Source organism: Pseudomonas shirazensis, from assembly GCF_050496565.1.
Classification (GTDB): Bacteria; Pseudomonadota; Gammaproteobacteria; order Pseudomonadales; family Pseudomonadaceae; genus Aquipseudomonas; species Aquipseudomonas shirazensis_A.
Genome location: NZ_JBNWAE010000016.1, coordinates 85,746 through 109,419 on the forward strand (window position 1 = coordinate 85,746; position 23,674 = coordinate 109,419).

Below are 23,674 nucleotides of genomic sequence, written 5' to 3' on the forward strand. Positions count from 1 at the left end.
ATGAAGCGATTGATGGTACTGCTGGGCGTGCTCGCCCTGAGTGGTTGCGCCGGGCAGGCGCCTGGCGGTTTGGCACAGATGTTCGCCAGTGACAGTTGCACCAAGCCGGACGCTGACCAGCAACTGGCGTTGAACCTTGCCGATGAAATGCTCAATGAAGGCCGCCCGCACGCGAGCCTGGCGCACCTGCAGGAGCTGCCTGACAGCCTTGCCCAGGTGCGCCTGCGCAAGGCCAAGGTGTCGCGCCTGCTTGGCCGCAGCGAAGCCGAGCCGTTGTACCGCAGCCTGCTCGGCGGCTGCCTGGCGGCCGAGGGCGAACATGGCCTGGGCCAGTTGGCCTCGGCCCGCGGCGATGATGTGCAGGCGCTGCAGAACCTGCAGCGTGCCGTGCGCCTGGCACCGACCGATGAAAAGGTGCGCAATGACCTGGGCGTGGTGCTGATGAATCTGGGCCGCCACGAACAGGCGCGTTTCGAGTTCCTGACGGCGCTGGAGCTCAAGGATGACAACCAGTTGCCGGCAGTCAACCTGGTGACCTTGTCGCTGCTGCAGGACAACTGGCAGCAGGCGGCTGATCTGGTCGCCCGGTTGCGCCTCAAGCCGCAGCAGTTCGCCGAGGCCCAGGCGCGGGCCAAACAGCTGCAAGCCACTGCGCGCGCGCCACTGAGCTAATCGCCAGCGCGAGCGGCGCCGGTAGCCGGCCTATAAGGAGAGAGTCGTCATGCTCAAATCGTTGATCCTGCTTGCCTGCATCGCCTTCCCGATTGACGTCCTGGCGGCTGAAACCACCTATCCGCCGCCAGCCGAGACTGCCACCGAGGCACTGCTGCGGGTGCAGTCGAGCAATCAGCAGGCGTCGAGCAGACCCCAGCAGCAGACTGCTCGCGAACGCGACCAGTCCATGCAGCGCTGGCTGGACAGCTACAAGTACCAGATCCCGGACTTCTTCCGCTGGGAGAAGGTCAGCTCCGAGAAAAACTAGTGGGTGGTGAAGCGCTGATGCAGCGGTGATGCCCGCGGCGTCAGCGCCAGGGCCAGCTGGGTACGATTGTGCATGTGGGTCAGGCGCAGCACCTGCGACACGTACAGTTTTACCGTGTTCTCGGTGATGCCCAGCTCACAGGCAATCTGGTAATTGGTCTTGCCCTTGCTCACCAGCTTGGCCACTTCAAGCTGGCGCGGCGAGAGCTTTTCGAACACGGCTGGCAGCTCGCTTTCGCCTTCCGGGGCATCGCCAGCGCGGCGGTGCACGCCTTGGCCGCGGGCCTTTTCCAGGTCCTGATAAAGGTCGTCGATCGAGTCGGCCAGATACTGCAGACGCTCATTCAACGTACCCAGCTCGCGGAAATTGCGCCGCCGTTCCAGCAGGGCCTGTTCCTGCCGGCGCACGCCGGCCAGCAGCTCGGTGAGGTCCATGGGTTTTTGGTAGTAGTCGGCAAAGCCTTCGCGCAGGGCGCGGATGACGTCCTGTTTGTCGGCGCGGCCGGTCAGCATGATGGCCTCGAACATGCGCTGGCGACCAGCCAGCTCCTTCAGGGCGCGCATCAGCTCGATACCATCGCGCTCCGGCATGTGCAGGTCGCTGAGTACCAGGCCAATGCCATCGTCGGCCTGAAAGCGCTCCAGCGCCTCCGCCGTCGAGTGGGCGGCAAAACAGGTGTAGCCTTGATTCTCGAGAAACTCACACAGCTCTTCGACGATTACCGGCTGGTCGTCGACTACCAGCACCTTCACCTCGCTTACCGATTTGTTCACGATCAACTCCCTGTTCAATCCGTGTCGCTCCAATGCCAGACCTGCTTACGCTATAGAAAGTAGTCTGACCTCGTGACTATGTACAAAGCTTGTACAACTTATGCGACAGCAGGTAGTGCTATTGGATCCATACAGATGCCAGAAGGAAGCCAACCAGCACGTACGGAGCAAATGGTTGCTTGTCACCGACCTGTTCGGCGAGGGTCTGCAAGCGTTTTTTCACTTTGGGATTGAGCAGGCTCCACAGCCGCCGACGCGTCAGCAGCCAGAGCAACACAGCCACGCCGGCGCCGATGAAGGTGCCGAGTACGTAGTAGTGACTGGTGGCCAGGGCCAGCGCGCCCATCAGCTTGACGTCGCCTGCGCCGAAGCGCCCGAGCATATAGCCGGGCAGGGTCAGCAGCATGACGATGGCCAGGGCCCAGCCGGCGTCACTGGCATCCGCGCCGATCCAGCTCTGGCCGGTGGCGAACAGCCAGGCCAGGGCGCAGGCGGCCACACCCAGGGTGAGCGTGTTGGAAATCTGCCGTTCACGGACATCCTGTTCAGTACACAAGGCCAGCCACATCAAGACAACTATGCTGTGCATTGGCAAATCGCCATCCCTATTCGTTGAACACTTCTATGCTCAGAGGCAGGTTTCATAGTCAGGGTAGACGCGAACATGCAAGCAGGCCCGGCGGGACGGCAAAAAGGCGCAGCAGCCATCGAATTTGTCGCTGTATTCATGGTGTTTTTTGCAGTGTTCTACGGGCTGGTCAGCTATGCGCTGCCGATGCTCATGCTGCAATCGTTCAATCAGGCCAGCAGCGAGGCGGTACGCCGCTGTGTGGCCCTCGACCCTACCAGTGCCTCGTATGCCAGTGATGTGCAAAACGTTGCCCGGCAGGCCATCGACCAGCAGCTGGCGTGGATGCCGGCGGCACTGGGCTTTCGCTCGGCCACCGATGCCCAGGTGAGCCTGGCGGCGAACAAGCTGCTGACGGTGACCATCGACTATCCCCGGGAGCGCCTCACCGCACTGGTGCCGGTGCTGCGCTTGCCCTTGATCGGCGAGGTGCCGCGCCTGCCGACGCGGCTCAAGGCCGAAGCGAGCTTGCAATTATGAGCGGCCTGTTCGATCGTTGGCGCACGGCGGCCGAGCCGGCCGCAGACTATCACCCACCGATGCCGATCGGCCTGCAGGTGTGGCTGGACGACCAAGCGCGGGTGTTGCGCCTGGCCGGCCCGCTGCGCAGCGTGCTCGCCTTGCCCGCGCCGGGCGCTGGGCGGCTGCACGATTACCTGCAGCGGCGCAGCTGGCTGGTGATCGAAGGGGCGCCGGCCGATTGGCAGGGGCAGCCACTGGACCTGGATTTTCATGGCGTGCTTGGCCAGCCATTGCACACCCGCGGCTGGCTGCTGCGCCAGAGCGAGGGCTGGATGCTGCAGCTGTTCGATATCGGTGACCTGCTGCACGAACATGCCAGCACGCAGCAGCAACAGGTCGAGCAGCAGCTTGCAGCCGACATCAGCCGTGCCCTGCGCGACTGCAGTGAAGCGCATCTGCAGCAAACCGTCAGTGAGCAACTACAGCGCTTGGCCGAGCACTGGCAGGCGGCCTCACTGCAACTGCTGCTGCGCGACGATCAGCAGTGGCGCAGCTACGCTCGCAGCGACGCAACCTGGCCCTGGCCCGAGACCAGCCGCTTGCAGCCATGGCTGGCGCAGTTGCCTGCGCTGGGCTTGCTCGATGGCCCTGCGTCTGCCGAATTGCAGTCGCTGTGTGCCGACCCCGGCTTATGCCTGCTGCCCTATCGGCAAGGGCCACAGGTGCAAGCCTGGCTGCTGTGCGCAGGCGTCGCCACGCCGCTGCACGGTGAGCCAGCACAGGCGCTGGTGCAGGCGTTGCTGCAACCGCTGCTGGGCCACCTGCACCACGCGCGCAGTGTGCATCAGGCGCGGCATCTGCAGCAGCTGCAGCAGCAGTTGGGCGCAGGTTGGTGGGAGTGGTCGCTGAATGGCCCGCTGCAGTTCGACCCAAGCCTTGCCGCCAGCCTTGAGCTGCCTGCGCAAGTGAGCCTGGAGCAATGGCTGGCGCGGCTGCATCCTGCCGACCGCGAGCCGGTGCAGTTGGCGCTTGAGCAAGCCTGGGCTGGCCGCGAGCTGAGCATTAGCCTGCGCCTGCTGGGCCCTGACGCGCCACGTTGGTTGCATTGGGCAGGGCAACTCCAAGGCCGCCAGTTGCGCGGCTTCATCCTCGACATCAGTGCGCTCAAGGCCCAGGAGCTGCAAACCAGCGCCGCGCGGGCACGCCTGGAAAACCTGATAGCCAGCTCGCCGGCAGTGATCTATGTACAGCGCTGCAGCGACGGCGCGCTGCACAGCGAATTCTTCAGCGCCAGCTTGCAGCCCATGCTCGGCTGGGCAGCCGACAGCGAGCAGGCGCGTCAGCCTGGCCTGGCCGTGCACCCGGATGATCATGCGCTGTGGTTGCAACGCACCCGCGACCTGCTGCGCGAGGGCCAGGCCCGCTGCCGCGTGCGCCTGCGCGACAGCCGCGGCGGTTATCACTGGATTCTCGATGAAGCACGTTTGCTGCGTGATGACCTCGGCCAGCCGCTTGAGGTGGTCGGCCTGTGGCTGGATGTCAGCGAGGCCACCGAAGCGGCTGAGCGCGTGCGCCAGAGCGAAGAGCGCTATCGGGTGCTGGTGGAAGACTCCCCTGCGATGATCTGCCGCTACCGGCCTGACCTGAGCCTGATGTTCGGCAACCGGCCACTGGCCGACTACCTGCAATGCACGCCGGAGCAACTGGCAGGGATGGATCTGGGGCAGTGGTTGTCACCGGCGCAGCGTGCAGCGTTTGTCGAGCGGCTGCGGCAGCTGACCCCGGAGCAGCCGCTGAGCAGCAGCGAAATCTGCCTGCAACTGCCCGGCCGCGAGCACGCCTGGTGGATCTGGGCCGACCGTGGTCTGTTCGATGAGCACGGCCAGTTGCTGGAAGTCCAGGCCGTCGGGCGCGACAACACCGAAGTGCGGCGCAGCCAGCAGCAACTGCTGCAAGGGGCCAAGATGGCGACCTTGGGTGAACTGGCGACCGGCCTGCTGCACGAGATCAATCAGCCGCTCAATGTCATCCGCATGGCCACCGTCAACACCATCAAGCGAGTGGAAAACGGCCTCGCTGAAACCGACTACCTGTTGGAGAAGCTGCGCCGGATCGAAGCGCAGACCGATCGCGTGGCGCGGCTGGTTGACCATATGCGCGTGTTCGGCCGGCGCTCGGAGGTAGAGCGTGCTTGGTTCCCGGCCTGGGCCGCAGTGACCGCAGCGGTGGCGTTGCTCGATGAAGGCCTGCGCAGCAAAGGCGTGAGCGTGCAGGTCAGCCTGCCAGATGAACAGCCGCAGGTGCTCGGCCATCAGGACCAGCTCGAACAAGTGTTGATCAACCTGCTGGTCAACGCCCGCGATGCCTTGCTTGGGCTGGGGCGACGCGACGCGACGATCAGCCTGCGCCAGAGCCTTGAACCGGGCAGCGTGGTGCTGTGGGTGCAGGATAACGGCGGCGGCATCGATCCCCAGTTGCATGAGCGCATCTTCGAACCGTTCTTCACCACCAAACCTGCCGGCGTCGGTACCGGCCTTGGCCTGTCGGTCAGTCATGGCATCGTCAGCGCCATGGGCGGTAGTCTGCAGGTGAGCAACCAAGGCGATGGTGCCTGCTTCTGTATTCGCTTGCCATGTCACAGCATCAGCTGAGCGCGGCCCCCGGCGCAGGTCAGGTTGGCGCCCACGGCCGCGTTGTTGAGGTCGATCCCGAGTACCTTCAGCAGGGCGTTGACCAACGGATCGAGAAGGGGGCTGAGCAGGCCTTTGATCACCGGCTCCAGCAGCAGCTTGACGCCGTCGAGCAGGCCGGCGGTCAGCACCAGAATGTCGCCCAGGCCGCTGTTGCTGGTGGGCTTGTAGGCCTCCAGATGAACCCCCATCAGGGTGTCGCTGAGGCTGGCGACCACCTGGGTGTCCGCCAACGGCAGATAGGCCGGCGGCAGGCCGATGTTTGGCGGTTCGCTGCTGCCTTTGAACAGTAATGGCAGGTCCAGCGGGCCGCTGCCGAGGACCTTGCTGTTGACCCGCACGCCGATGCCGCCACCGGCATACGGCACGCGGGTGCCGCACGACGGCGGCAAGACCAGCAGGCGGCTGCAATTGTTGGTGCCGATGTCAATCAGCGGCAGCGCCTTGACTGCTGTGGTGCCTTGGGTGAAGAAGGTCTCAGGGGTATCGAACTTGCCGACCGCGATTTTTACCGCTGATTTGCGCGACGCTGTTTTCAGGCTCTTGGGTGAGCAACTGAACGCATCAGCCGCAGTGGGCGTGAGCATTGCGCTGGCCTCGGCCACTTCCAGGCCGATGTCGATGTGCAGCTTGTCGTCGAGCAGTTTGATGTCGCTGACCTTGCACGGTATCCCGAGCGCGCAGCCAACCGATTGCAGCGTGCCAGACAGATTGAGGCTGAGCAGGTTGTTGAGGATATTGGTCAGTGGCGCGGCCAAGTCGAGCACTGCATTGAGCAGCCCGGCGATGCCACTGAGCAGTGGCAGGTCTAGCGAGATAAGCGCGTGCACCTGCGCGGTATGCACGGCGAGCTGATCCTTGCTCGGGTCGCCGATGGACGAGATCTGCTGCGGCTCGATTACCTTGATGCGCACGCGCCCATTGACCAGCCCCAGCACGCTGAGCGGCAGGTCGGCGGTTACCGCACTGTCCTTGGCGGCCAGCTGGATCACCCCCTGCACCAGCTGCAACAGCTGGACGTTGGCATCCAGTCCGGCTTGGGCGGTGCCGTTCTGAATGTTCAGCAACTCGCCCAGATTGAGCAGGGTACCGTTGGCGCTGCCGGCCGCCAGATTGCCCAGATTGGTCACTACATCCGCTGCAGCGCCGCCTTGCTGCAAGACCTTGGCGGCGGCCTTGAGCAATTGACTCAAGGTGGCGTCGGCGTTGATCAGTTGCTGGTAGTCGCCGGCCTTGACCTGCAGGTCGATGGCCAACTGGTCGAGGTATTTGAGCAGGTTGATGTTGGTGTCGGCGATGCCCTGCCAGCCGGCGAGGCTGAGTTGCGCAGTACTGCCAAGCGCACTCAACAGGCCATTGAGCAAGCTCGACTGACGCGAATCCAGGTAAACCAGGGTAGTGCGAATGCGCAGCATGGCCTGCGCGGGGAGGGGCTTGGCCGCCACGGCGCTGGCGCGCAAGGTCGAGGTGGCCGGCAGCTGCCCATTACGCACCAGCGCGAACACGCCGCCGGCAATGCTGGTGGTGGCGGTATGGCTGACATCGACCTTGATCACTTCGGCCCGGGCATTGTTGCTGGTAAAGGCCCGCACGCTGTTGGCGCCGGTCTGCAGGTAACCACAGAGGGCCTGCAGTGGGTCCGCCGGCAAGTGGCCGTTGCGGGTTGCGGCAGCGCGAGCGATCGCGGTGGCTTTTGGCCCGTTGCCCGTGCACACGGCAGATTGGCCGGCGGCTTCCAGCGCGGCCATGTCGGCAATTCGCTGCAACTTGCGTTGTTCAAGATAGAGCCTGCCGCTGTCGACCACCAACAACAGAAACAGCAACGCCAGGCCGAGCGTCATCGCCGCCATCAGGCCGATTGCGCCGCGTTGGCGCAGGGCAGAACGCGTACCCACAGGCACTCCTTTGCCGACCTTCAGCCATGCAGCGTGGCGGCGGTGTCAGGAGTGTAGTCAAGGTGAACAACGCAGCCACTGACTTTACAGGTCCTTGTAGGAGCGGCCAGGCGAGGTTGTGGCGATCAGGGCTATTTGGCGCGACCTGGTGGGTACTGGCTGAGGACCTGGTCGACGGTCTTCTGAATCGCCTGGTTACGCTCTTCCGGGCTCGGCGGGTAGCGGTTCATGATCTGCTCGGCGCTGCCGCGCCAGACCAGTTTGCCATCGCGGCCGTCGAACATGTCGACCTGAATGGTCGCGACCTTGTAGTCGACGTTACGCGTTTCGTTGTACATCGGCCCGCCCCAATAGCCACCCCAGTAACCGCCCCAGCCACCGCCATAATTGGTGGTGATCTGCTGCTGGCGCTGCTCGACGATCAGGTAGGCGCGCAGCTTGAGGTCTGCGCGAGCGTTGCCCTGGGCCAGGCGCAGGCCGCGTTGATCGAGCTGCTGCTCGACCGCCTGGCGAATCCGCTGCTCGGTAAGGTCGCTCTTAATCCGTGGATCATCCGGGCGATATTGCAGGGCCGGTTCCTGCCAGGCCCAGGTGCGATAGCCGGCAAAATCGCGACTGGCATCGAAATCCTGCTGAACGTTATTGCTCGAACAGGCGCCGAGCAGCAACGCCAGGGACAACACAACGAGACGGCGCAGCATGGTGGTTACTCCGTTAAGCGTTAACTGGGAGGATAGCCGTTGAGTGCCTTGTGCACGGATTCGCGCAGGGCACTCTCGCGGTCACGTGGTGAGTCCTTGTCGGCGCCGCTTTCGGCGCTGGCGCTCCAGACTGGCTGGCCGTCGCGGGCATCGAAAAAGGCGATGTGCACCACCATCACCTCGACCTGGTAGGTGCGCACGATCGGCACGCTGCCGTAGGCGCCGTAGCCGTTGCGGTAACCGCCATAACCGATACCGCCATACGACGCGCCACCGTAGTAAGGATCGTAGTCGTAATCGCGGACCTGGCGCAGGCGTCGCTCCAGGCGCAGGTCAGCGCTGACCAACAGATCCGCCTGGCCATTGTGCGCCGGGCGCAGCCCGTGTTGATCGAGCGCGCCGCTGACGGCATCGGCCAGTTGTGCCGGATCGGCGTTGGCTGTGCCGCTGGGCAACTGACCATTGCGCCAGCCCCAGCTGCGGTAGCGGCCGTAGTCGCGCGGCGCGCTTGGGTAGGCGCTGCGATCAAAGGTGGTTGCTGCACTGGCCGGGGCGGGCGGGATCGGCTTGCCGCTGGCCACATAAGGGTTGCTGCCCTGGCAGGCGGCCAGGGCTAAGGAAACCAGGGCCAGGCAGACGAGACGGTTGAACATGGTTCCTCCTGGCGCGGTGCAGTCAGAGCGGGCGGCACACCCAATGCAGGTAGCGGCCCAGGCCGGCGAAGCTTGGGTGGCGGCGGTGAGCCAGCTCCATCTCGAGCAGGTCGAGCAGCTCGGCCTTGTCCTGGAAGTCCTTGGGCATGTAGTCGTGGAACACACGGACGCCGCTTTCAGTTTCGACCGTCCACAGGTCTTCAAGTTGCGCTCGCAATTCGCGCGGATCAAGCGGTTTTTGCGGGGTCAGGCTCTGCTTTTCGCCAGCCAGGTGATTGCTGCGCAGCTTGCGGAAATGGCCCTTGAGCAGGTTGCGGTAAACCAGTGCATCGCGGTTGTAGAAGGCCAGCGACAGCCAGCCACCCGGCGCCGTCAGTTGATGCAGCACCGGCAAGATGGTGTCGGGTTCGGCCAGCCACTCGAGCACAGCATGGCACAGCACCAGGTCATAAGGCTCGGTCAACTGGCCGAGCAGATCTTGCCAGGGGGCCTGGATGAAAGTCGCGGTCTGTCCGGCTTCGGCAAAGCGGGCCCTGGCGCCATCGAGCATCGGTGCCGCCGGCTCGGCGAGGGTCACCTGATGCCCGCGCTCAGCCAGCCACAGCGCCATATGGCCAAGCCCGGCGCCGATGTCGAGGATGCGCAGCGGGCGATCCGGCAAGGCTTCGGCGAGGTCGGCCTGCAGCACAGCCAAGCGGATGGCACCTTTGGCACCGCCGTAGATTTTTTCCGCGAAGCGCGTGGCCAGGTGATCGAAATGGCGGTCGTTCATCGGGCGAAGCGCCTTTCGCTGTCAGCCAGCTTGGCCCGCACCACCTGCTCCATGTCCAGGCCCAGCTCGCTGCACAGCAACAGCAGATAGAGGACCACATCGCCGACCTCTTGGCCGGCATGGGCGAGTTGCTCAGGGGCGAGCTGGCGCGACTGGTCTTCAGTTAGCCACTGGAAGATTTCTACCAGCTCGGCCATTTCCACGCTGGCGGCCATGGCCAGGTTTTTCGGGCTGTGAAAGCCGCGCCAGTCGTTGTTGTCGCGGATCTGGTGCAGGCGTGCGGTCAGTTCTTGCAAGTTCATCGGGGCTCTCCTAATGGCGCATAGCTTCCGGCCAGCCCCGACGTAAAGCAAGTTTGCCGATCAGTTCGGCGCAATCGGCCGCCAGCGGCCAAGCATATGCAGCAGCCCGGCGTGGCCATCCAAACGTAACTCGCCTTGCGCGCCCGCACCACTGGCGCTGAGCACCACCTCCGAAGGCAAGCGCACCGGCTTGAGAAAGTCCACGTCGAACGCATAGCCGGCCGCCGGCAGATGCCCGGCCAACGCCGCCATGGCCATGGCCTTGCTCCACATGCCGTGGGCAATCGCCTTGGGGAAGCCAAACAGCTTGGCGGTTGGCGCACTCAGGTGGATCGGGTTGTAGTCGCCACAGACCTTGGCGTAGCGCCGGCCGATATCGCTGTCGGCGTACCAGCGGCTGACCTCGACAAGCTCACTGGCAGGCTCGGCCTCGACCGTCTCACTGGCGGCTGCTTCAAGCTTGAGGCCACGCACCAGCATGCGGCTGGTTTCGCGCCAGAGCAGGCCGAGGCCGTCTTCGGCTTCGGTGATCAGGTCGAAGGTGCCGCCCTTGGGGTGGGGCTGCAGGTTGTCGGCATACACCGCGAAGTGCAGGCCGTCGATGCCGCCCAGCGGGCGCAGCACCTGAATGCTGTTGTGCAGGTGAACCAGCCCCAGCAGCGGGAAGGGGAAATCTGCCGCAGTCAGCAGTTGCAGTTGCAGGGTGAAGGCCATCACATGCGGATAGGTGGCCGGCAAGCGGCCGTTGTCGGTGAAGTGACACAGCCGGCGATAGGCCGCGAGATTGTCAGGCTGCACCCGCAACCAGCAGCGCAAGCCGCTGGTGGGTAACTGGTCGCCGCTGATCTTGCGCTTGCTCAAGGCCCGCAGGTACAGGCTGGCGCTGGAATCGGGGCTGTGCAGGTCTTGCCATTGGCGCGTCATGCTCATGCTCCCATCAAGGCCTGGCCACATACCCGCAGGGCCTGGCCGGTGACTGCGCCGGAGCCGGGCTGGCTGAGCCAGGCAACCGCTTCGGCAACGTCTTCCGGGCGCCCGCCCTGGCCCAGCGAACTCAGCCGCCGGCCAGCCTCGCGCAGGCCCATCGGCATGGAGGCGGTCATGTGCGTTTCGATAAACCCGGGCGCTACGGCATTGATGCTGGCGCCGCTGCTGGCCAGGATCGGTGCCCAGGCCTGGGCCAGGCCGATCAGGCCGGCCTTGCTGGCGGCGTAGTTGGACTGGCCACGGTTGCCGGCGATGCCGCTGACCGAGGCGAGCAGGATGATCCGGGCGTTGTCGCCCAGCGCGCCGACGTCCAGCAGCGCCTGGGTCAGCACTTGCGGTGCCTTGAGATTGACAGCCATGACTGCATCCCAGTAATCCGGGGTCATGTTGGCCAGGGTCTTGTCGCGGGTGATGCCAGCGTTGTGCACGACGATGTCGATACCCTCGGGCAAGCCTGCCAGCAACTGCTCGGCGGCGTCACTGGCGCAGATATCCAGCGCCAGGGCGCGGCCACCCAGGCGCGCAGCGAGTGCTTCGAGGTCCTGACGGGCCTGCGGAACGTCGAGCAGGATTACTTCAGCACCATCCCGAGCCAGGGTTTGCGCAATCGCCGCGCCGATGCCACGGGCAGCGCCGGTGACCAGGGCGCGGCGCCCGGCCAGCGGGCGGGTCCAGTCTTGCACCTGGCTGGCGCAGCCTTGCAGGCGCAACACCTGGCCAGAAATAAAGGCGCTCTTGGGCGACAGGAAGAACCGCAACGCGCCTTCCAACTGCTCGTCGGCCTCTTCGCTGACATACAGCAACTGCGCGGTGGCGCCGTTGCGCAGCTCTTTGCCCAGCGAACGGCTGAAGCCCTCCAGTGCGCGTTGGGCGACGCTGGCCAGCGGATCGCTGAGGCTCTCCGGAGCGCGACCCAGAATCACCACATGGGCACTGGGCGCCAGGCTACGCAGCAGCGGCTGGAAAAACTCGCGCAACTGGCAGAGCTGATCGCTGTCGGACAAATGGCTGGCGTCGAATACCACAGCCTTGAGCTTGGGCCCCAGGCCCGCCACCCAAGGCTGCGCTTGCAGCCCATCGCCGGCAAAGCTGTAGAGTTCGTCAGTGAGCCGAGCGGCAATGGCTTCGACCCGATTGGCCAGCGGCCCGCCGCCCAACACCAGCGCGCCTTCGACGGGGCGCAGGCGGCCAGCCTGCCAGCGTTCCAGCGGTGCTGGTTGCGGCAGGCCGAGAGCGTCGACCAGGCGACGGCCCAGGTTGGAGTTGGCGAAGCCGAGGTAGCGGTCAGTCATTGCAGGTCTCCCGTAAGGCAAGCATGCAAGTGTGGACCAAGTTTATGTAACGGTCGTTCGACCGGGTTAAAAACACCTAGTCTGTACGGATCAAATTGTTTCAGGAGGAATAACCGCATGCGTTCATCTCGCCGGGTCGCAATTCTGGGTGGCAATCGAATCCCGTTCGCCCGCTCCAATGGCGCCTATGCCAAGGCCAGCAACCAGGCGATGCTAACCGCTGCCCTCGAAGGCCTGCTTGAGCGCTACCGTTTGCACGGGCTGCGCCTGGGTGAAGTGGTCGCCGGGGCGGTGCTCAAGCATTCACGCGACATGAACCTGACCCGCGAATGTGTGCTCGGCTCACGCTTGTCGGCGCAAACCCCGGCCTACGATATCCAGCAAGCCTGTGGCACCGGCCTTGAGGCTGCTTTGCTGGTGGCCAACAAGATCGCTCTTGGGCAGATCGAAAGTGGCATTGCCGGTGGCGTCGACACCACCTCGGATGCGCCGATCGCGGTCAGTGAAGGCTTGCGGCGAATTCTCCTGCAGGCCAATCGTGGCAAAAACCTGGCCGAGCGCCTGAAACCGTTTCTGCAATTGCGCCCGGCCGACCTCAAGCCAGCATTGCCAAGCATGGGCGAGGCGCGCACCGGGTTGTCGATGGGTGAGCATTGCGAGCGCATGGCGCAGACCTGGCAGATCAGCCGCGAGGCACAGGACGAGTTGGCCCTGCACAGTCATCAGAAGCTGGCTGCGGCTTACGCTGAAGGTTGGCACGACGACCTGCTCACGCCATACCTGGGCCTGAGCCGTGACAACAATCTGCGCCCGGAGCTGAGCCTGCAGCAGTTGGCCAAATTGAAGCCGGCGTTTGATCGCAGCGGCCTCGGCACGCTCACTGCCGGCAACTCGACGCCGTTGACCGACGGCGCCTCGCTGGTGCTGCTGGGCAGCGAGCAATGGGCTGCCGAGCAAGGCCTGTCGGTGCTGGCCTATGTGGTCGATGGCGAGAGCGCGGCGGTCGACTTCGTCAAAGGTCAGGAAGGCCTGTTGATGGCGCCGGTGTATGCCGTACCGCGCCTGCTGGCGCGTAATGGTCTGAGCTTGCAGGACTTTGACTACTACGAAATCCACGAGGCATTTGCCGCGCAGGTGCTGTGCACGCTCAAGGCCTGGGAAGACGACGAGTACTGCCGCACGCGGTTGGGGCTGGACGCGGCGCTGGGACCAATCGACCGCAGCAAACTGAATGTTAAAGGCAGCTCGCTGGCAGCGGGGCATCCGTTTGCCGCGACCGGCGGCCGGGTGCTGGCCAATATGGCCAAGCTGCTGGCAACGGCCGGCAAGGGCCGCGGCCTGATCTCGATCTGCGCGGCGGGCGGCCAGGGCGTGACCATGATTGTCGAGCGTTGAGGCGGGGCTGTCTGCTCGGGCAAACCTGTTAGGCTTGTCTGATCAGAACAAAAAGATCTACGCCATGCCGAGCAACGGACAACTAACTGCCCCGCGCCCCATTCCCACTCTGGAGCGCCTGCCACGCCCTGTGTATGCCCGCGCCGAGAGCCTCGGCGCCGGCTCGTGGACCACTCGCCATCGGCATGACTGGGTGCAGTTTTCCTACGCCATCAGTGGAGTCTTGAGCGTCTATACCAGCGACGGCAGCTACTTCGCGCCGCCGCAGTGGGGCGTGTGGATCCCGGCTGACCTTGAGCACGATGTCGCCACCTCGATGCAAGCCGAGATGCGCAGCCTGTATGTGCGCCGCGATGCCTGCCCGTGGGCCAGCGAGCAATGCCGGGTACTTGAAGTCACGCCACTGGCGCGTGAGCTGATCAAGCAGTTCTGCCTGTTGCCCGCGCATTATCCAGAGGGTGACAGCGCAGAGGCGCGCCTGGTGGCGGTGCTGCTCGATCAGTTGCGCGGGCTGCCGGAAGTCGGCTTCAGTTTGCCGCTGCCGCGTCATTCCGGCCTGCTGCGCTTGTGCAATCAGCTGATTGCCGCGCCGGATCAGGCGCAGACCCTGCAAGACTGGGCGCTGCAGTTGGGCTGTTCGGAGAAGACCGTGATGCGCTTGCTGCAGCGCGAGACCGGCCTGAGTTTTCGGGTATGGCGGCAGCGCATGCGCCTGCTGTCATCCCTGGCGTTGCTGGAGGCGGGGGAGAATGTCACCGAAGCGGCGCTGGGCTGTGGTTATGACTCGACCTCAGCTTACATCGCCGCGTTCAAGCAGATGTTCGGCTTCACTCCAGGCGAACTGCGCCTGCTCTGACGGCGAGCAGGCGCGGGCCGGCTGATCAGGTGCGGAAGCGCCGGACCAGGCTGTCCAGTTCGTTCGACAGGCCGGCCAGGCTCTCCGAGTCCTGCCGCGCGGCCTGGGCCAGTTCTGCCACCAACTGCGCATCACCGTGGATCTGGCTGATGTGCCGGTTGATGTCTTCCGCGACCTGATGCTGCTCTTCGGCGGCGGTGGCGATCTGCGTGTTCATGTCGCGGATCACGTCGACCGACTCACGGATCTGGCCGAAGCTATCGCGGGCCAGGCCAATCCGGCTGACCGACTGCTGCGAGACATCCAGGCTGGCGTGCATCTGCTGGGCCACTTCAGCGGTGCGGCTGGCGAGGTTGCCAAGCAGGCCATCGATTTCGGCGGTGGAGTCGGCCGTGCGCTTGGCCAGCGCGCGGACTTCGTCGGCCACCACAGCAAAGCCGCGGCCTTGTTCCCCGGCCCGGGCGGCTTCGATGGCAGCGTTGAGCGCGAGCAGGTTGGTCTGCTCGGCAATCGAGCGAATGGTGCCCAGAATCGACTGAATGGCGTTGCTGTCACGCTCCAGTTGCTGGATCGACTGGGCTGATTGCTCGATCTCCTGGCTCAGGCGATCAACGCTCTGCACCGCGGCATCGATCTGCTGCTGACCTTCACGCGCCTGCTGCTGGCCGCTATCGGCCGACTGCGCCGCCTGGCTGCAGGAACGGGCGACTTCGTTGGCGGTGGCGACCATTTCATGGAAGGCGGTAGACACCATGTCCACCGCTTCGCGCTGACGCCCGGCCGCTTCGGCCATGTCGTTGGAGACGCGGGTCGAGCTGCTGGAGGTGCTGAGAATCTTGCCGGCGGCAGCGCCGATATGCTGGATCAGGCTGCGAATCGCGCCGAGGAACTGGTTGAACCAACCGGCCAGTTGCGCGGTTTCGTCGCGGCCGCGTACTTCCAGGCTGCGGGTCAGGTCGCCTTCGCCCTGGGCGATGTCTTCCAGGCCGCTGCTGACGCTGTTGATCGGGCGCACGATGAGCTTGGCGAACGCGGCACCGACGATTGCGAACAACGCGGCCAGGACCAGCGCAATGGTGCCGATCAGCCAGGTCAGGCGAGTGGTGGTCTGCATCACTTCGCCTTCCTGGATCAGGCCAATGAAGGTCCAACCGAGGGTTTCATCCGGGTAGATGTTGGCCATGTAGCGCTCGCCATTGATCTCGACTTCAACCAAACCCTTGCCGGCCTTGGCCAGCTCGGCGTAACCGCCGCCAAAGCTGCTCAGTTGCTTGAAGTTGTGGCTGGCGTCGCGCGGGTCGACCATCACGTTGCCGTTGTTTTCCATGAGGATCAGGTAGCCGCTTTCGCCCAGCTTGATCTTCTTGACGATTTCGGTGAGGCCGTTCAGCGACACGTCGATGTTGACCACACCGCCGGGGTTGCCCAGCTGGTTGGTTACCGTGCGCACGGTGCTGACCAGTACGGCGTCATCGGCGGCCCAGTAATAGGCGCCGGTGCGGATGGTCTTGCCGGGGTTGGCCATGGCCAGTTGGTACCAGGGACGCTGGCGCGGGTCGTAATTGACGAACTTCTGCCCGGCAGGCCAGCCGACGTAGCCGCCGTCGGCGACCCCGTAGGACAGGTAGGCGTAAGCCGGGTGGGCGTCGGCCAGGCGGGTGAAGAAGTCGAGCACCTTGGCGTCCTGCTCGCCCAGGGTGTAGGACGGGTTGGCGCTGGTGTACTTGTTCAGCTCGCTGCCGGTGGCGGCAACCATTGGCTGCGCGGCCATGTAGTTGACGTTCTGGTCGATGCCCTGGAAGAAGATGTTCATCGCATTGCTGACCTGGCGAATCTCTCGGCTGCTGTTGTCGAGAAAATCATCGCGGGCCTCGCCGCGCAGGTTGACCACTACCAGGGTAGCCACGAGGACGATGGGCAAGCCGGCGATCACGGCAAACGCCCAAGTCAGTTTTTGTTTGATGTTCATCCACGCTCCCGGAGTATTTGTTATCGACGCATGAAACAGGCACTTCAGGGCATCGGCAGCGTGGGTGATTTATAGAGGTCAAATCCCTGTATTTATTGGCTGGCGTCGCGTTTGGCGACGATTCGGTCGTGATTGGGCTAATACGGCATACCAAAACTGGGCAGGGCAGGGTGTTGTCAGCTACAGCAGGCCTTGCCGCTGGCCAAGTCCTTGAGGATCGGGCAGTCGGGGCGGTCATCGCCGTGGCAATCGGCAACCAGCTGGCTGAGGGTGTCGCGCAGGCTGACCAGCTCTTCGATGCGCGTGTTCAGCGCATCGATGTGTTGGCTGGCCAGGGCTTTGACATCGGCGCTGGCGCGTTCACGGTCTTGCCACAAGGTCAGCAGCCTGGCGACTTCCTCCAGAGAAAAGCCAAGATCGCGTGAGCGCTTGATGAAGGCCAGGCTGTGCAGGTCCTGCTGTTGGTAGAGGCGATAGCCGCTGTCGCTGCGTTGCGCCGGTTTGAGCAGGCCGATCGACTCGTAATAACGGATCATCTTGCTGCTCAGCCCGCTGAGGCGGGCAGCCTGGCCGATATTCATGGTGCCTCCTGCTGATCGTCGTCGGGTTTCCAGGTTTTCAGCCACAGCGCATTGCTCACAACGCTGACGCTCGACAAGGCCATGGCCGCGCCTGCCAGCACTGGATTGAGCAGGCCGAACGCGGCCAGCGGGATGCCGACCAGGTTGTAGATAAACGCCCAGAATAGATTCTGGCGGATCTTGGCGTAGGTCTTGCGGCTGATTTCCAGGGCTGCCGGCACTAGCCGTGGGTCACCGCGCATCAAGGTAATGCCGGCGGCCTGCATGGCCACATCGGTGCCACCGCCCATGGCGATGCCGATGTCGGCGGCGGCCAGGGCCGGGGCATCGTTGATGCCGTCACCGACCATCGCCACCACGCCGTCGCGTTTTAGCGTGGTCACGGTAGCGGCTTTGTCGGCCGGCAGTACTTCAGCGTAGACATCCTCGATGCCCAGCGCGTCGCCGACCACCTTGGCACTGCCGCGGTTGTCGCCGGTCAGCAGGTGGCTGCTGACGCCGCGCGCGCGCAGGCTGTGGACGGCCTCTGCGGCACCGGGTTTGAGGCTGTCGCCAAAGGCCAGCAGACCGAGCACCTGCGGCTGCGGTGCCTGTTCGATCAGCCACGACAGGGTGCGGCCTTCGGCTTCCCAGGCGTGCGCTTTGTCTGCAAGCTCGCCGGGTTGCAACTGGCTGTCCTCGAGCAAGCGCCGGTTGCCGAGGGCCAACTGGCGTTGCTCGACCACGCCGGCGATGCCGCGCCCGGTCAGAGACTGGCTGTCGCTGACGGGTGGCACGTCCAGGCCTTGTTCGCTGCAGGCGCTGAGCACCGCTTTGGCCAGCGGGTGCTCACTGCCTCGTTGCAGTGCCCCGGCCAGGCGCAACAATTGCGCTTCATCGGCAACGGCGGCCTGACTGTGGACGATGCGCGGGCTGCCTGAGGTCAGCGTGCCGGTCTTGTCGAACACCACGCGGTTGACGGCATGGGCGCGCTCCAGCGCTTCGGCATCCTTGATCAGAATACCGTGGCGGGCGGCCACGCCAGTGCCGGCCATGATCGCTGCAGGCGTCGCCAGACCGAGCGCGCACGGGCAGGCGATGACCAGTACGGCGACGGCGTTGATCAGCGCGGTTTCCAGCGGCGCGCCATACCAGCACCAGCCGAGCAGGGTGATCAGGGCGATCACCAGCACCGCCGGGACGAACACCTGGCTGACCCGGTCGACCAGTTTCTGAATCGGCGCCTTGGCTGCCTGGGCATCCTCGACCAGGCGAATGATCCGCGCCAAGACCGTTTCGGTGCCCAGTGCCAGGGTGCGTACCAGCAGTTGGCCTTCGCCATTGATGGCGCCGCCGGTGACCGGGTCGCCGGGGTGCTTGGGTACCGGCAGGCTCTCGCCGCTGATCAGCGCCTCGTCTGCGTGGCTGCTGCCTTCGATGACTTCGCCGTCGACCGGAAAGCGCTCGCCGGGTTTGACCCGGACCAGATCGTGCAGGCGCAGTTGGCTGATCGGCACGTCCTCCTCACGCCCATCGAGCACGCGCAGGGCACGCTCCGGGCGCAGCGCCTCGAGGGCGCGGATGGCGCTGGCGGTCTGGCGCTTGGCACGGCTTTCGAGGTATTTGCCGAGCAGCACCAGGGCGATGACAACTGCCGAGGCCTCGAAGTACAGGTGCGGCTCGACGCCGGCAGGGGCCGTTGCCCATTGGTACAGGCTCAGGCCGTAACCGGCGCTTGTGCCGAGCGCTACCAACAGGTCCATGTTGCCGGCGGCTGCGCGCACGGCTTTCCAGGCCGCTTTATAAAAACGTGCGCCGAGGATGAACTGCACCGGCGTAGCCAAGGCGAACTGCACCCAGGCCGGCAGCATCCAGTGTATGCCGAACGGCTGCAGGAGCATCGGCAATACCAGTGGCAGCGCCAGCAGCACTGCAGCGGCTACGGCCAGGCGCTCATTGCGCAAATGGCGCTGGGCATCATCAGGGTCGGGCGCAGCGGCATCCGGCATGGATGCTTCGTAGCCGGCCTGACGTACAGCCTCGACCAGCGCAGGCAGGGCTTGCGCTGGAGCTTCGACACGGGCGGTCTCGGTCGCCAGGTTGACGCTAACCTGCGCCGCGCCGGGCACCTTGCGCAGGGCGCGCTCGACACGTCCGGCGCAGCTGGCGCAGGTCATGCCGCTGATGGGCAGGTCAAAAACAGTGGATGCAGACATGGCTCGCCTCCTTGGACAGGCCTGCAGCATCAACCCTGCCACAGGGTCAAGGTCAATAGTCCAGGCTGGCTCGGGTCAGGTGCAGGCCGCTGTGGTCCATGGCGATGCGGTATTTGTTGATCTGTCCGGCCTGCAGGTTCAGGCGCTGATTGTGCTGGTTCTCCAGGCCGGGGTTGCAACCCGGGGCTTGTCCCGGCAACAGGCGCAAGCGGATATCCACCGGGCCGGGCGGCAGGTTGAACGAGGTCGACTGTTCCTGGAACACGCGCCCGGACAGCTGGTCATTGAGGTAAACGCCGATCTCGCAGGTGGTCGCCACCTCGAGCCGCTCGCGCGAAATAATCAGCACGCTGTAGTCCGAGTTGCCAGCGGCGCTGGCCGCAGGCACCACGGTCAACGCGGCGAGCAAGCCGACAAGGCTCAATGCTGGCCTGATCATGAACAATCTCCTGCTTGATAAACCGTCAAAGGCGCAGCTTGGCTGAGCCAGGCGCGGATTGCCAGTCCGGCCGATGGCGGCAGAACTTGACCTTGACCCGATGGCAAGCTTGAAACTGTGGCAAACCCACAAAGGAGACTCACCAATGCAAGTATTCAATGTACAAGGCATGACCTGTGGCCACTGTGTCAAAGCAGTAACTTCGGCGGTGCAGGGGCAGGATGCCAAGGCCGAGGTGAAGGTGGATCTGGCTGCCAAGCAAGTGACTGTCGACAGCCAGTTGTCCAGCGAACAGATTCTTGCCGCCATCCGTTTGGAAGGTTACGAGGCGCAGCCGGCCTGACGACGCTGGCGTGTTGCGGTGCCGATGATCGAGTTTGCAGCTGAGTGTCACCGGTGCCGCGTCTGGGCAGGGAATTGTCACAAAGGTTTTCGCCAGAATCCGCCTTTGCAGGTAGACTTGGCAGCTTGCTTAGCCTGCTAATGGATTCCTGATGAACCTGCGTTACGTGCTGATTCTCGGCGCCTTGAGTGCGTTCGGGCCGCTGGCGATCGACTTTTACCTGCCTGCGTTTCCGGCCATGGCCCAGGCGTTTCTGACCGACGAAAAACACATCCAGACCACTCTGGCTGCGTATTTTCTTGGCCTGTCGCTGGGCCAGCTGGCCTATGGCCCGGTAGCCGATCGCTTTGGTCGGCGCATCCCGCTGCTGTTCGGGGTGACCTTGTTCACCCTGGCCTCACTGGCCTGCGCTTATGCGCCCAACCTCGATACCTTGATTGTCGCGCGCTTCGTCCAGGCCTTGGGTGGCTGCGCCGGGATGGTGCTGGCACGGGCGATTGTCAGTGACAAGTGCGACCCGGTTGCCTCGGCCAAGGTCTTCTCGCAGTTGATGCTGGTGATGGGCCTGGCGCCAATTCTTGCGCCGATGCTGGGCGGCGTATTGGTCAATCTCGCGGGCTGGCAGTCGATCTTCCTGGCCTTGAGCCTGTTCAGCGCAGGCTGCCTGCTGGCGATCAGCTTCGGCTTGCCCGAGAGCATGCCGGCGGACATGCCGCGCCAGCCGCTGTCGGGGGCGTTTCGTCAGTACCTGCGGCTGTTTACTGACCGAGTATTCATCGGCCACGCGTTGACCGGCGGCACCGCCATTGCAGGCATGTTTGCCTACATTGCTGGCTCGCCGTTCGTGTTCATCAAGCTGTATGGGGTACCGGCAGAGCATTACGGCTGGCTGTTCGGTGCCAACGCGGCGGGTTTCATTCTTGTTGCTCAGGTCAATGCACGGTTGTTGGCCAAGCGCGGCCCGTCAGTATTGCTTGGGCGAGCGGTGTGGCTGTACCTGGCGGCGGCGCTGACCCTGCTCGGCGTGGCAGCGTTGCAACCAACGCAGCTGTGGCCACTGTTACTGCCGTTGTTCGTGTGTATTGCCAGCCTGGGCTGCATCATCCCCAACGCCTCGGCACTGGCCATGAGTGGTCAGGGCAACCGCGCAGGCAGCGCGTCGGCATTGATGGGCTGCCTGCAGTTCAGCGTCGCCGCAGGCGCGGCGGCGCTGGTCAGCTTGTTGCACGATGGCAGTGCGGTGCCGATGGCCATGGTCATCAGCTTGTGCGGGGCTCTGGTGGTCAGTGTTGCGACGCTGACTCGGCGCTTGCAGGCCAGGCGTCAAGGCTGAACGAGTGCGGGGCCTGCAGGCGCTTGCGCAATGTTGCGACAAAGGCCCGCGCTTCACTCTCACTGCGAAAGCTCACCACGTGCTGGTCGAGCCGAACCTGCCAGGGGCAGTTGGGGTGACGCTCAGATGTACTGACGACGATCTTCATCGCATACCTCCTCAGAACAGGTGTCGGTTCAGTCTAGCGCTGCTGCCCCCAGGTGCCACCAAACCTTGGGTCGCTCCGGACTGATGGTCGCCTGTAGACCTTTCCCACAAGTCGTGTCTAGTTGTGCTGACGCGCAACCACAGTGGATCCTTCGCTTTTGTTTGCCATATTTGCGGAAAGGCGCTGTCGGCAGCGTCTGAGGATATTTCTCTTTTCAGCTCGCGTTAAGGGCGCTTGTGGCCTTGGCCAGACTGGCCCGACCCTGCTGGGTGGATCTGGCTGGCCAGGACTGGACTGCTGGTGAATGCGTCGAGGGTCGCCCCACCCACCGCCCTATCCCGTCTGTAGAGGAACCGGGAAGCGCTATCGCGGGACTTTGCCCGGCTTATACTGGCCCCAGCAGCCAGCGCCAGCGAGAGGGACTTCCCTGCCAGGGAATGCTATGCCAAGACCATGAGCAGGTCGGCGCGCTGGCGTGTTTGGCCAATGGACCCAGACATGATTCAGCAGGGAGTTACCTTATGAAAGCAGTCAGCAGTATCAGCCAGATCGCCAGCCTGATGGCCGATCCCAAGCGCAGCGCCATGTTATGGGCGTTGATCGATGGCACGCCCCGCCCCGCCGACGAGCTGGCGGTGATGACCGGCGTGAGTTCGTCTTCAGCGTGTGCGCACTTGTCCCTGCTCTCCTCGGCAGGCTTGCTGCGGCTGGAAGCCCGTGGGCGCAAACGCTATTTCCGTCTGGCGACGCCTGCTGTGGGGGCGGCGGTCGAGGCGTTGGCCAGCCTGCATCTGAATGAGTTGCGCCCGCGGGTAACCCAGGTCAAACCGCTGCAGGTGCCGCTGTCGATGCGCCGTGCGCGCCTGTGCAATGGGCATATGGGCGGTGAGCTGGCGGCTGAATTGCTGCAACGAATGGTCACTGCCGGCTGGCTGGAAGGGTACGACGGTGAGCTGCGGGTGAGTTTTGCAGGCCGCACGCAGTTGGCCAATGTCGGCGTGTATATCGAGGCTTTGGCCCAGCGGCCACTGAGCAACTGTGTGATTTGTCACTGCAATGAGTGGAGCGATCAGGGGCCGCATTTGGGCGGCAGCCTGGGGCAGGCCTTGCTGACGTTGTTCCTGCAGTCTGGCTGGCTGCAGGAACAGGACGGTGCGCGCGGGCTGCAGATTTCACCGCTGGGTATCCAGCAGATCAACCGTATCGCTCGCGCAGAGCCGTCCTTGCTGGTGGGTTGAGCTGGCGGCAACCGTTGCCGGTCAGGCCAGGCGAGCGTCCAGGCTGTTCTGCGCCAGGCGTCGGGCTTGATCTTCGGTCATGCCCAGGTGGGTGTGCAGCGCGTGGAAGTTCTCGGTGACATAACCGCCGAAGTAGGCTGGGTCGTCGGAGTTGACCGTGACTTTGACGCCACGCTCGAGCATCTCGAGGATGTTGTGCTGGCCCATGTGTTCGAATACACAGAGTTTGGTATTGGACAGCGGGCACACCGTAAGCGGGATCTGCTCATCGATGATGCGCTGCATCAGCCGTTCATCTTCGATGGCGCGTACGCCATGGTCGATGCGCTTGATCTTGAGCAGGTCGAGGGCTTCCCAGATGTACTCGGGCGGGCCTTCTTCGCCGGCGTGGGCGACGGCTTCGAAGCCTTCGCTGCGGGCGCGTTCGAAGACGCGCTGGAACTTGCTCGGCGGGTGGCCTTTCTCCGAGCTGTCGAGGCCCACGGCAATGAATGCATCGCGGAACGGCAGCGCTTGGTCGAGGGTTTTTTGCGCTTCTTCTTCACTGAGGTGGCGCAGGAAGCTGAGGATCAGCCCGCTGCTGATGCCAAGTTGTTCACGGCCATCCTTCAGTGCTTTGCTCAGGCCGGCCATGACCACTTCGAAGGGGATGCCCCGGTCGGTGTGGGTCTGCGGGTCGAAGAACGGTTCGGTGTGGATAACGTTCTGCGCCTTGCAGCGTTGCAGGTAGGCCCAGGTCAGGTCGTAGAAGTCCTGCTCGGTACGCAGGACATCGGCGCCCTGGTAATAGAGGTCGAGAAACTCCTGCAGGTTGTTGAAGGCATAGGCGCCGCGCAGGGTTTCTACATCCGCCCAGGGCAGGGCGATCTTGTTGCGTTCGGCCAGGGCGAACAGCAGCTCGGGCTCGAGCGAGCCTTCCAGGTGCATATGCAGTTCCGCCTTGGGCAAGGCGTTCAGCCAGTCGTACATGTGTGTGATCTCGATCAGGAACGGTTGCCGCCATTCTACAGGGCCAGGCCGGGCAATGCGCCCGGCCTGGC

At 64.2% G+C, this 23,674-nt stretch carries 24 protein-coding genes and 1 pseudogene; 9 read left to right on the forward strand and 16 right to left on the reverse strand.

The features are described 5' to 3' along the window. The gene (locus ACQZ2L_RS20735; protein ID WP_430327641.1) at positions 1–672 is read left to right on the forward strand and encodes a tetratricopeptide repeat protein; all 672 of its coding nucleotides are present in this window, start codon (positions 1–3) and stop codon (positions 670–672) included. A gap of 49 nt (positions 673–721) precedes the next feature. Continuing rightward, positions 722–982 (forward strand): DUF3613 domain-containing protein, encoded by a 261-nt coding sequence (locus ACQZ2L_RS20740; RefSeq protein ID WP_430327642.1) that lies wholly within the window; start codon positions 722–724, stop codon positions 980–982. On the opposite strand, the gene ACQZ2L_RS20745 is transcribed toward ACQZ2L_RS20740, so the two are convergent. Together ACQZ2L_RS20745 and ACQZ2L_RS20750 are read right to left on the reverse strand one after the other, a co-directional pair. Beyond that, entirely contained in the window at positions 979–1,761 is a 783-nt protein-coding gene (locus ACQZ2L_RS20745) for a response regulator (protein WP_430327671.1), read from the reverse strand. The two genes, ACQZ2L_RS20740 and ACQZ2L_RS20745, sit on opposite strands and share 4 nt — an antisense overlap. A 112-nt stretch (positions 1,762–1,873) precedes the next feature. Then, positions 1,874–2,344, reverse strand: a complete 471-nt coding sequence (locus ACQZ2L_RS20750; protein ID WP_430327643.1) for an A24 family peptidase — start codon at positions 2,342–2,344, stop codon at positions 1,874–1,876. Between the two features lie 75 nt (positions 2,345–2,419). Between ACQZ2L_RS20750 and ACQZ2L_RS20755 the strand changes: the two genes are divergently transcribed. Both ACQZ2L_RS20755 and ACQZ2L_RS20760 read left to right on the forward strand, forming a co-directional pair. After that, positions 2,420–2,863 carry a TadE/TadG family type IV pilus assembly protein gene (locus ACQZ2L_RS20755; protein ID WP_430327644.1) on the forward strand — a complete coding sequence of 148 codons (444 nt, stop codon included), beginning with the start codon at positions 2,420–2,422 and terminating at the stop codon, positions 2,861–2,863. Beyond that, complete coding sequence (locus ACQZ2L_RS20760) at positions 2,860–5,496, forward strand: PAS domain-containing sensor histidine kinase (protein ID WP_430327645.1); 2,637 nt, start codon at positions 2,860–2,862, stop codon at positions 5,494–5,496. Before ACQZ2L_RS20755 ends, ACQZ2L_RS20760 begins: the two co-directional genes overlap by 4 nt. Here the strand turns inward: ACQZ2L_RS20760 and ACQZ2L_RS20765 are convergent. The 7 genes from ACQZ2L_RS20765 to ACQZ2L_RS20795 form a co-directional block, all read right to left on the reverse strand. Continuing rightward, positions 5,481–7,430 carry a pilus assembly protein TadG-related protein gene (locus tag ACQZ2L_RS20765; protein WP_430327646.1) on the reverse strand — a complete coding sequence of 650 codons (1,950 nt, stop codon included), beginning with the start codon at positions 7,428–7,430 and terminating at the stop codon, positions 5,481–5,483. The genes ACQZ2L_RS20760 and ACQZ2L_RS20765 overlap by 16 nt on opposite strands. Before the next feature lie 131 nt (positions 7,431–7,561). Next, on the reverse strand, positions 7,562–8,131 hold the full coding sequence (locus tag ACQZ2L_RS20770) for a DUF4136 domain-containing protein (RefSeq protein WP_430327647.1): 570 nt from the start codon (positions 8,129–8,131) through the stop codon (positions 7,562–7,564). 20 nt (positions 8,132–8,151) lie between these two features. Continuing rightward, the gene (locus ACQZ2L_RS20775; protein ID WP_430327648.1) at positions 8,152–8,784 is read right to left on the reverse strand and encodes a DUF4136 domain-containing protein; all 633 of its coding nucleotides are present in this window, start codon (positions 8,782–8,784) and stop codon (positions 8,152–8,154) included. 22 nt (positions 8,785–8,806) lie between these two features. Continuing rightward, entirely contained in the window at positions 8,807–9,556 is a 750-nt protein-coding gene (locus tag ACQZ2L_RS20780) for a methyltransferase (RefSeq protein ID WP_430327649.1), read from the reverse strand. After that, a complete protein-coding gene (locus tag ACQZ2L_RS20785; RefSeq protein ID WP_314876489.1) occupies positions 9,553–9,858 on the reverse strand; it encodes a MazG-like family protein in 306 nt (101 codons plus the stop codon). The genes ACQZ2L_RS20780 and ACQZ2L_RS20785 overlap by 4 nt, the downstream gene beginning before the upstream one ends. A 60-nt stretch (positions 9,859–9,918) precedes the next feature. Beyond that, entirely contained in the window at positions 9,919–10,782 is an 864-nt protein-coding gene (locus tag ACQZ2L_RS20790; protein ID WP_430327650.1) for a MaoC family dehydratase, read from the reverse strand. A gap of 2 nt (positions 10,783–10,784) precedes the next feature. Continuing rightward, complete coding sequence (locus tag ACQZ2L_RS20795; RefSeq protein ID WP_430327651.1) at positions 10,785–12,137, reverse strand: 3-oxoacyl-ACP reductase; 1,353 nt, start codon at positions 12,135–12,137, stop codon at positions 10,785–10,787. A 117-nt stretch (positions 12,138–12,254) separates the two neighbouring features. On the opposite strand from ACQZ2L_RS20795, the gene ACQZ2L_RS20800 reads away from it, so the two are divergent. Together ACQZ2L_RS20800 and ACQZ2L_RS20805 are read left to right on the forward strand one after the other, a co-directional pair. Continuing rightward, entirely contained in the window at positions 12,255–13,532 is a 1,278-nt protein-coding gene (locus ACQZ2L_RS20800; protein WP_430327652.1) for an acetyl-CoA C-acetyltransferase, read from the forward strand. A 64-nt stretch (positions 13,533–13,596) separates the two neighbouring features. Further along, positions 13,597–14,388, forward strand: coding sequence for an AraC family transcriptional regulator (locus tag ACQZ2L_RS20805; RefSeq protein ID WP_430327653.1), 792 nt, complete (start codon positions 13,597–13,599; stop codon positions 14,386–14,388). 25 nt (positions 14,389–14,413) lie between these two features. Here ACQZ2L_RS20805 and ACQZ2L_RS20810 read toward each other — a convergent pair whose 3' ends face one another. The 5 genes and pseudogenes from ACQZ2L_RS20810 to ACQZ2L_RS20830 all read right to left on the reverse strand — a co-directional run bounded on the left by ACQZ2L_RS20810 (position 14,414) and on the right by ACQZ2L_RS20830 (position 19,572). After that, complete coding sequence (locus ACQZ2L_RS20810) at positions 14,414–15,181, reverse strand: methyl-accepting chemotaxis protein (RefSeq protein ID WP_371411600.1); 768 nt, start codon at positions 15,179–15,181, stop codon at positions 14,414–14,416. A gap of 90 nt (positions 15,182–15,271) precedes the next feature. Next, positions 15,272–16,357, reverse strand: a pseudogene (locus ACQZ2L_RS20815) (cache domain-containing protein); the annotation flags it as partial. 176 nt (positions 16,358–16,533) lie between these two features. Continuing rightward, positions 16,534–16,938, reverse strand: coding sequence for a Cu(I)-responsive transcriptional regulator (gene cueR, locus ACQZ2L_RS20820; protein WP_430327654.1), 405 nt, complete (start codon positions 16,936–16,938; stop codon positions 16,534–16,536). Beyond that, complete coding sequence (locus tag ACQZ2L_RS20825; protein WP_430327655.1) at positions 16,935–19,133, reverse strand: heavy metal translocating P-type ATPase; 2,199 nt, start codon at positions 19,131–19,133, stop codon at positions 16,935–16,937. The genes cueR and ACQZ2L_RS20825 overlap by 4 nt, the downstream gene beginning before the upstream one ends. Before the next feature lie 52 nt (positions 19,134–19,185). Next, positions 19,186–19,572 carry a hypothetical protein gene (locus ACQZ2L_RS20830; protein WP_430327656.1) on the reverse strand — a complete coding sequence of 129 codons (387 nt, stop codon included), beginning with the start codon at positions 19,570–19,572 and terminating at the stop codon, positions 19,186–19,188. A gap of 145 nt (positions 19,573–19,717) precedes the next feature. Between ACQZ2L_RS20830 and ACQZ2L_RS20835 the strand changes: the two genes are divergently transcribed. Both ACQZ2L_RS20835 and ACQZ2L_RS20840 read left to right on the forward strand, forming a co-directional pair. Beyond that, positions 19,718–19,915 carry a heavy-metal-associated domain-containing protein gene (locus ACQZ2L_RS20835; protein WP_430327657.1) on the forward strand — a complete coding sequence of 66 codons (198 nt, stop codon included), beginning with the start codon at positions 19,718–19,720 and terminating at the stop codon, positions 19,913–19,915. A gap of 151 nt (positions 19,916–20,066) precedes the next feature. Continuing rightward, entirely contained in the window at positions 20,067–21,248 is a 1,182-nt protein-coding gene (locus tag ACQZ2L_RS20840; RefSeq protein ID WP_430327658.1) for a multidrug effflux MFS transporter, read from the forward strand. Here the strand turns inward: ACQZ2L_RS20840 and ACQZ2L_RS20845 are convergent. Continuing rightward, entirely contained in the window at positions 21,199–21,396 is a 198-nt protein-coding gene (locus ACQZ2L_RS20845; RefSeq protein WP_430327659.1) for a hypothetical protein, read from the reverse strand. The genes ACQZ2L_RS20840 and ACQZ2L_RS20845 overlap by 50 nt on opposite strands. A gap of 521 nt (positions 21,397–21,917) precedes the next feature. Here ACQZ2L_RS20845 and ACQZ2L_RS20850 point away from each other — a divergent pair. Then, on the forward strand, positions 21,918–22,634 hold the full coding sequence (locus ACQZ2L_RS20850; RefSeq protein ID WP_430327660.1) for an ArsR/SmtB family transcription factor: 717 nt from the start codon (positions 21,918–21,920) through the stop codon (positions 22,632–22,634). A gap of 21 nt (positions 22,635–22,655) precedes the next feature. Here the strand turns inward: ACQZ2L_RS20850 and ACQZ2L_RS20855 are convergent, their stop codons facing one another. Further along, a complete protein-coding gene (locus tag ACQZ2L_RS20855; RefSeq protein WP_430327661.1) occupies positions 22,656–23,603 on the reverse strand; it encodes an adenosine deaminase in 948 nt (315 codons plus the stop codon). Positions 23,604–23,674 lie beyond the last annotated feature (71 nt).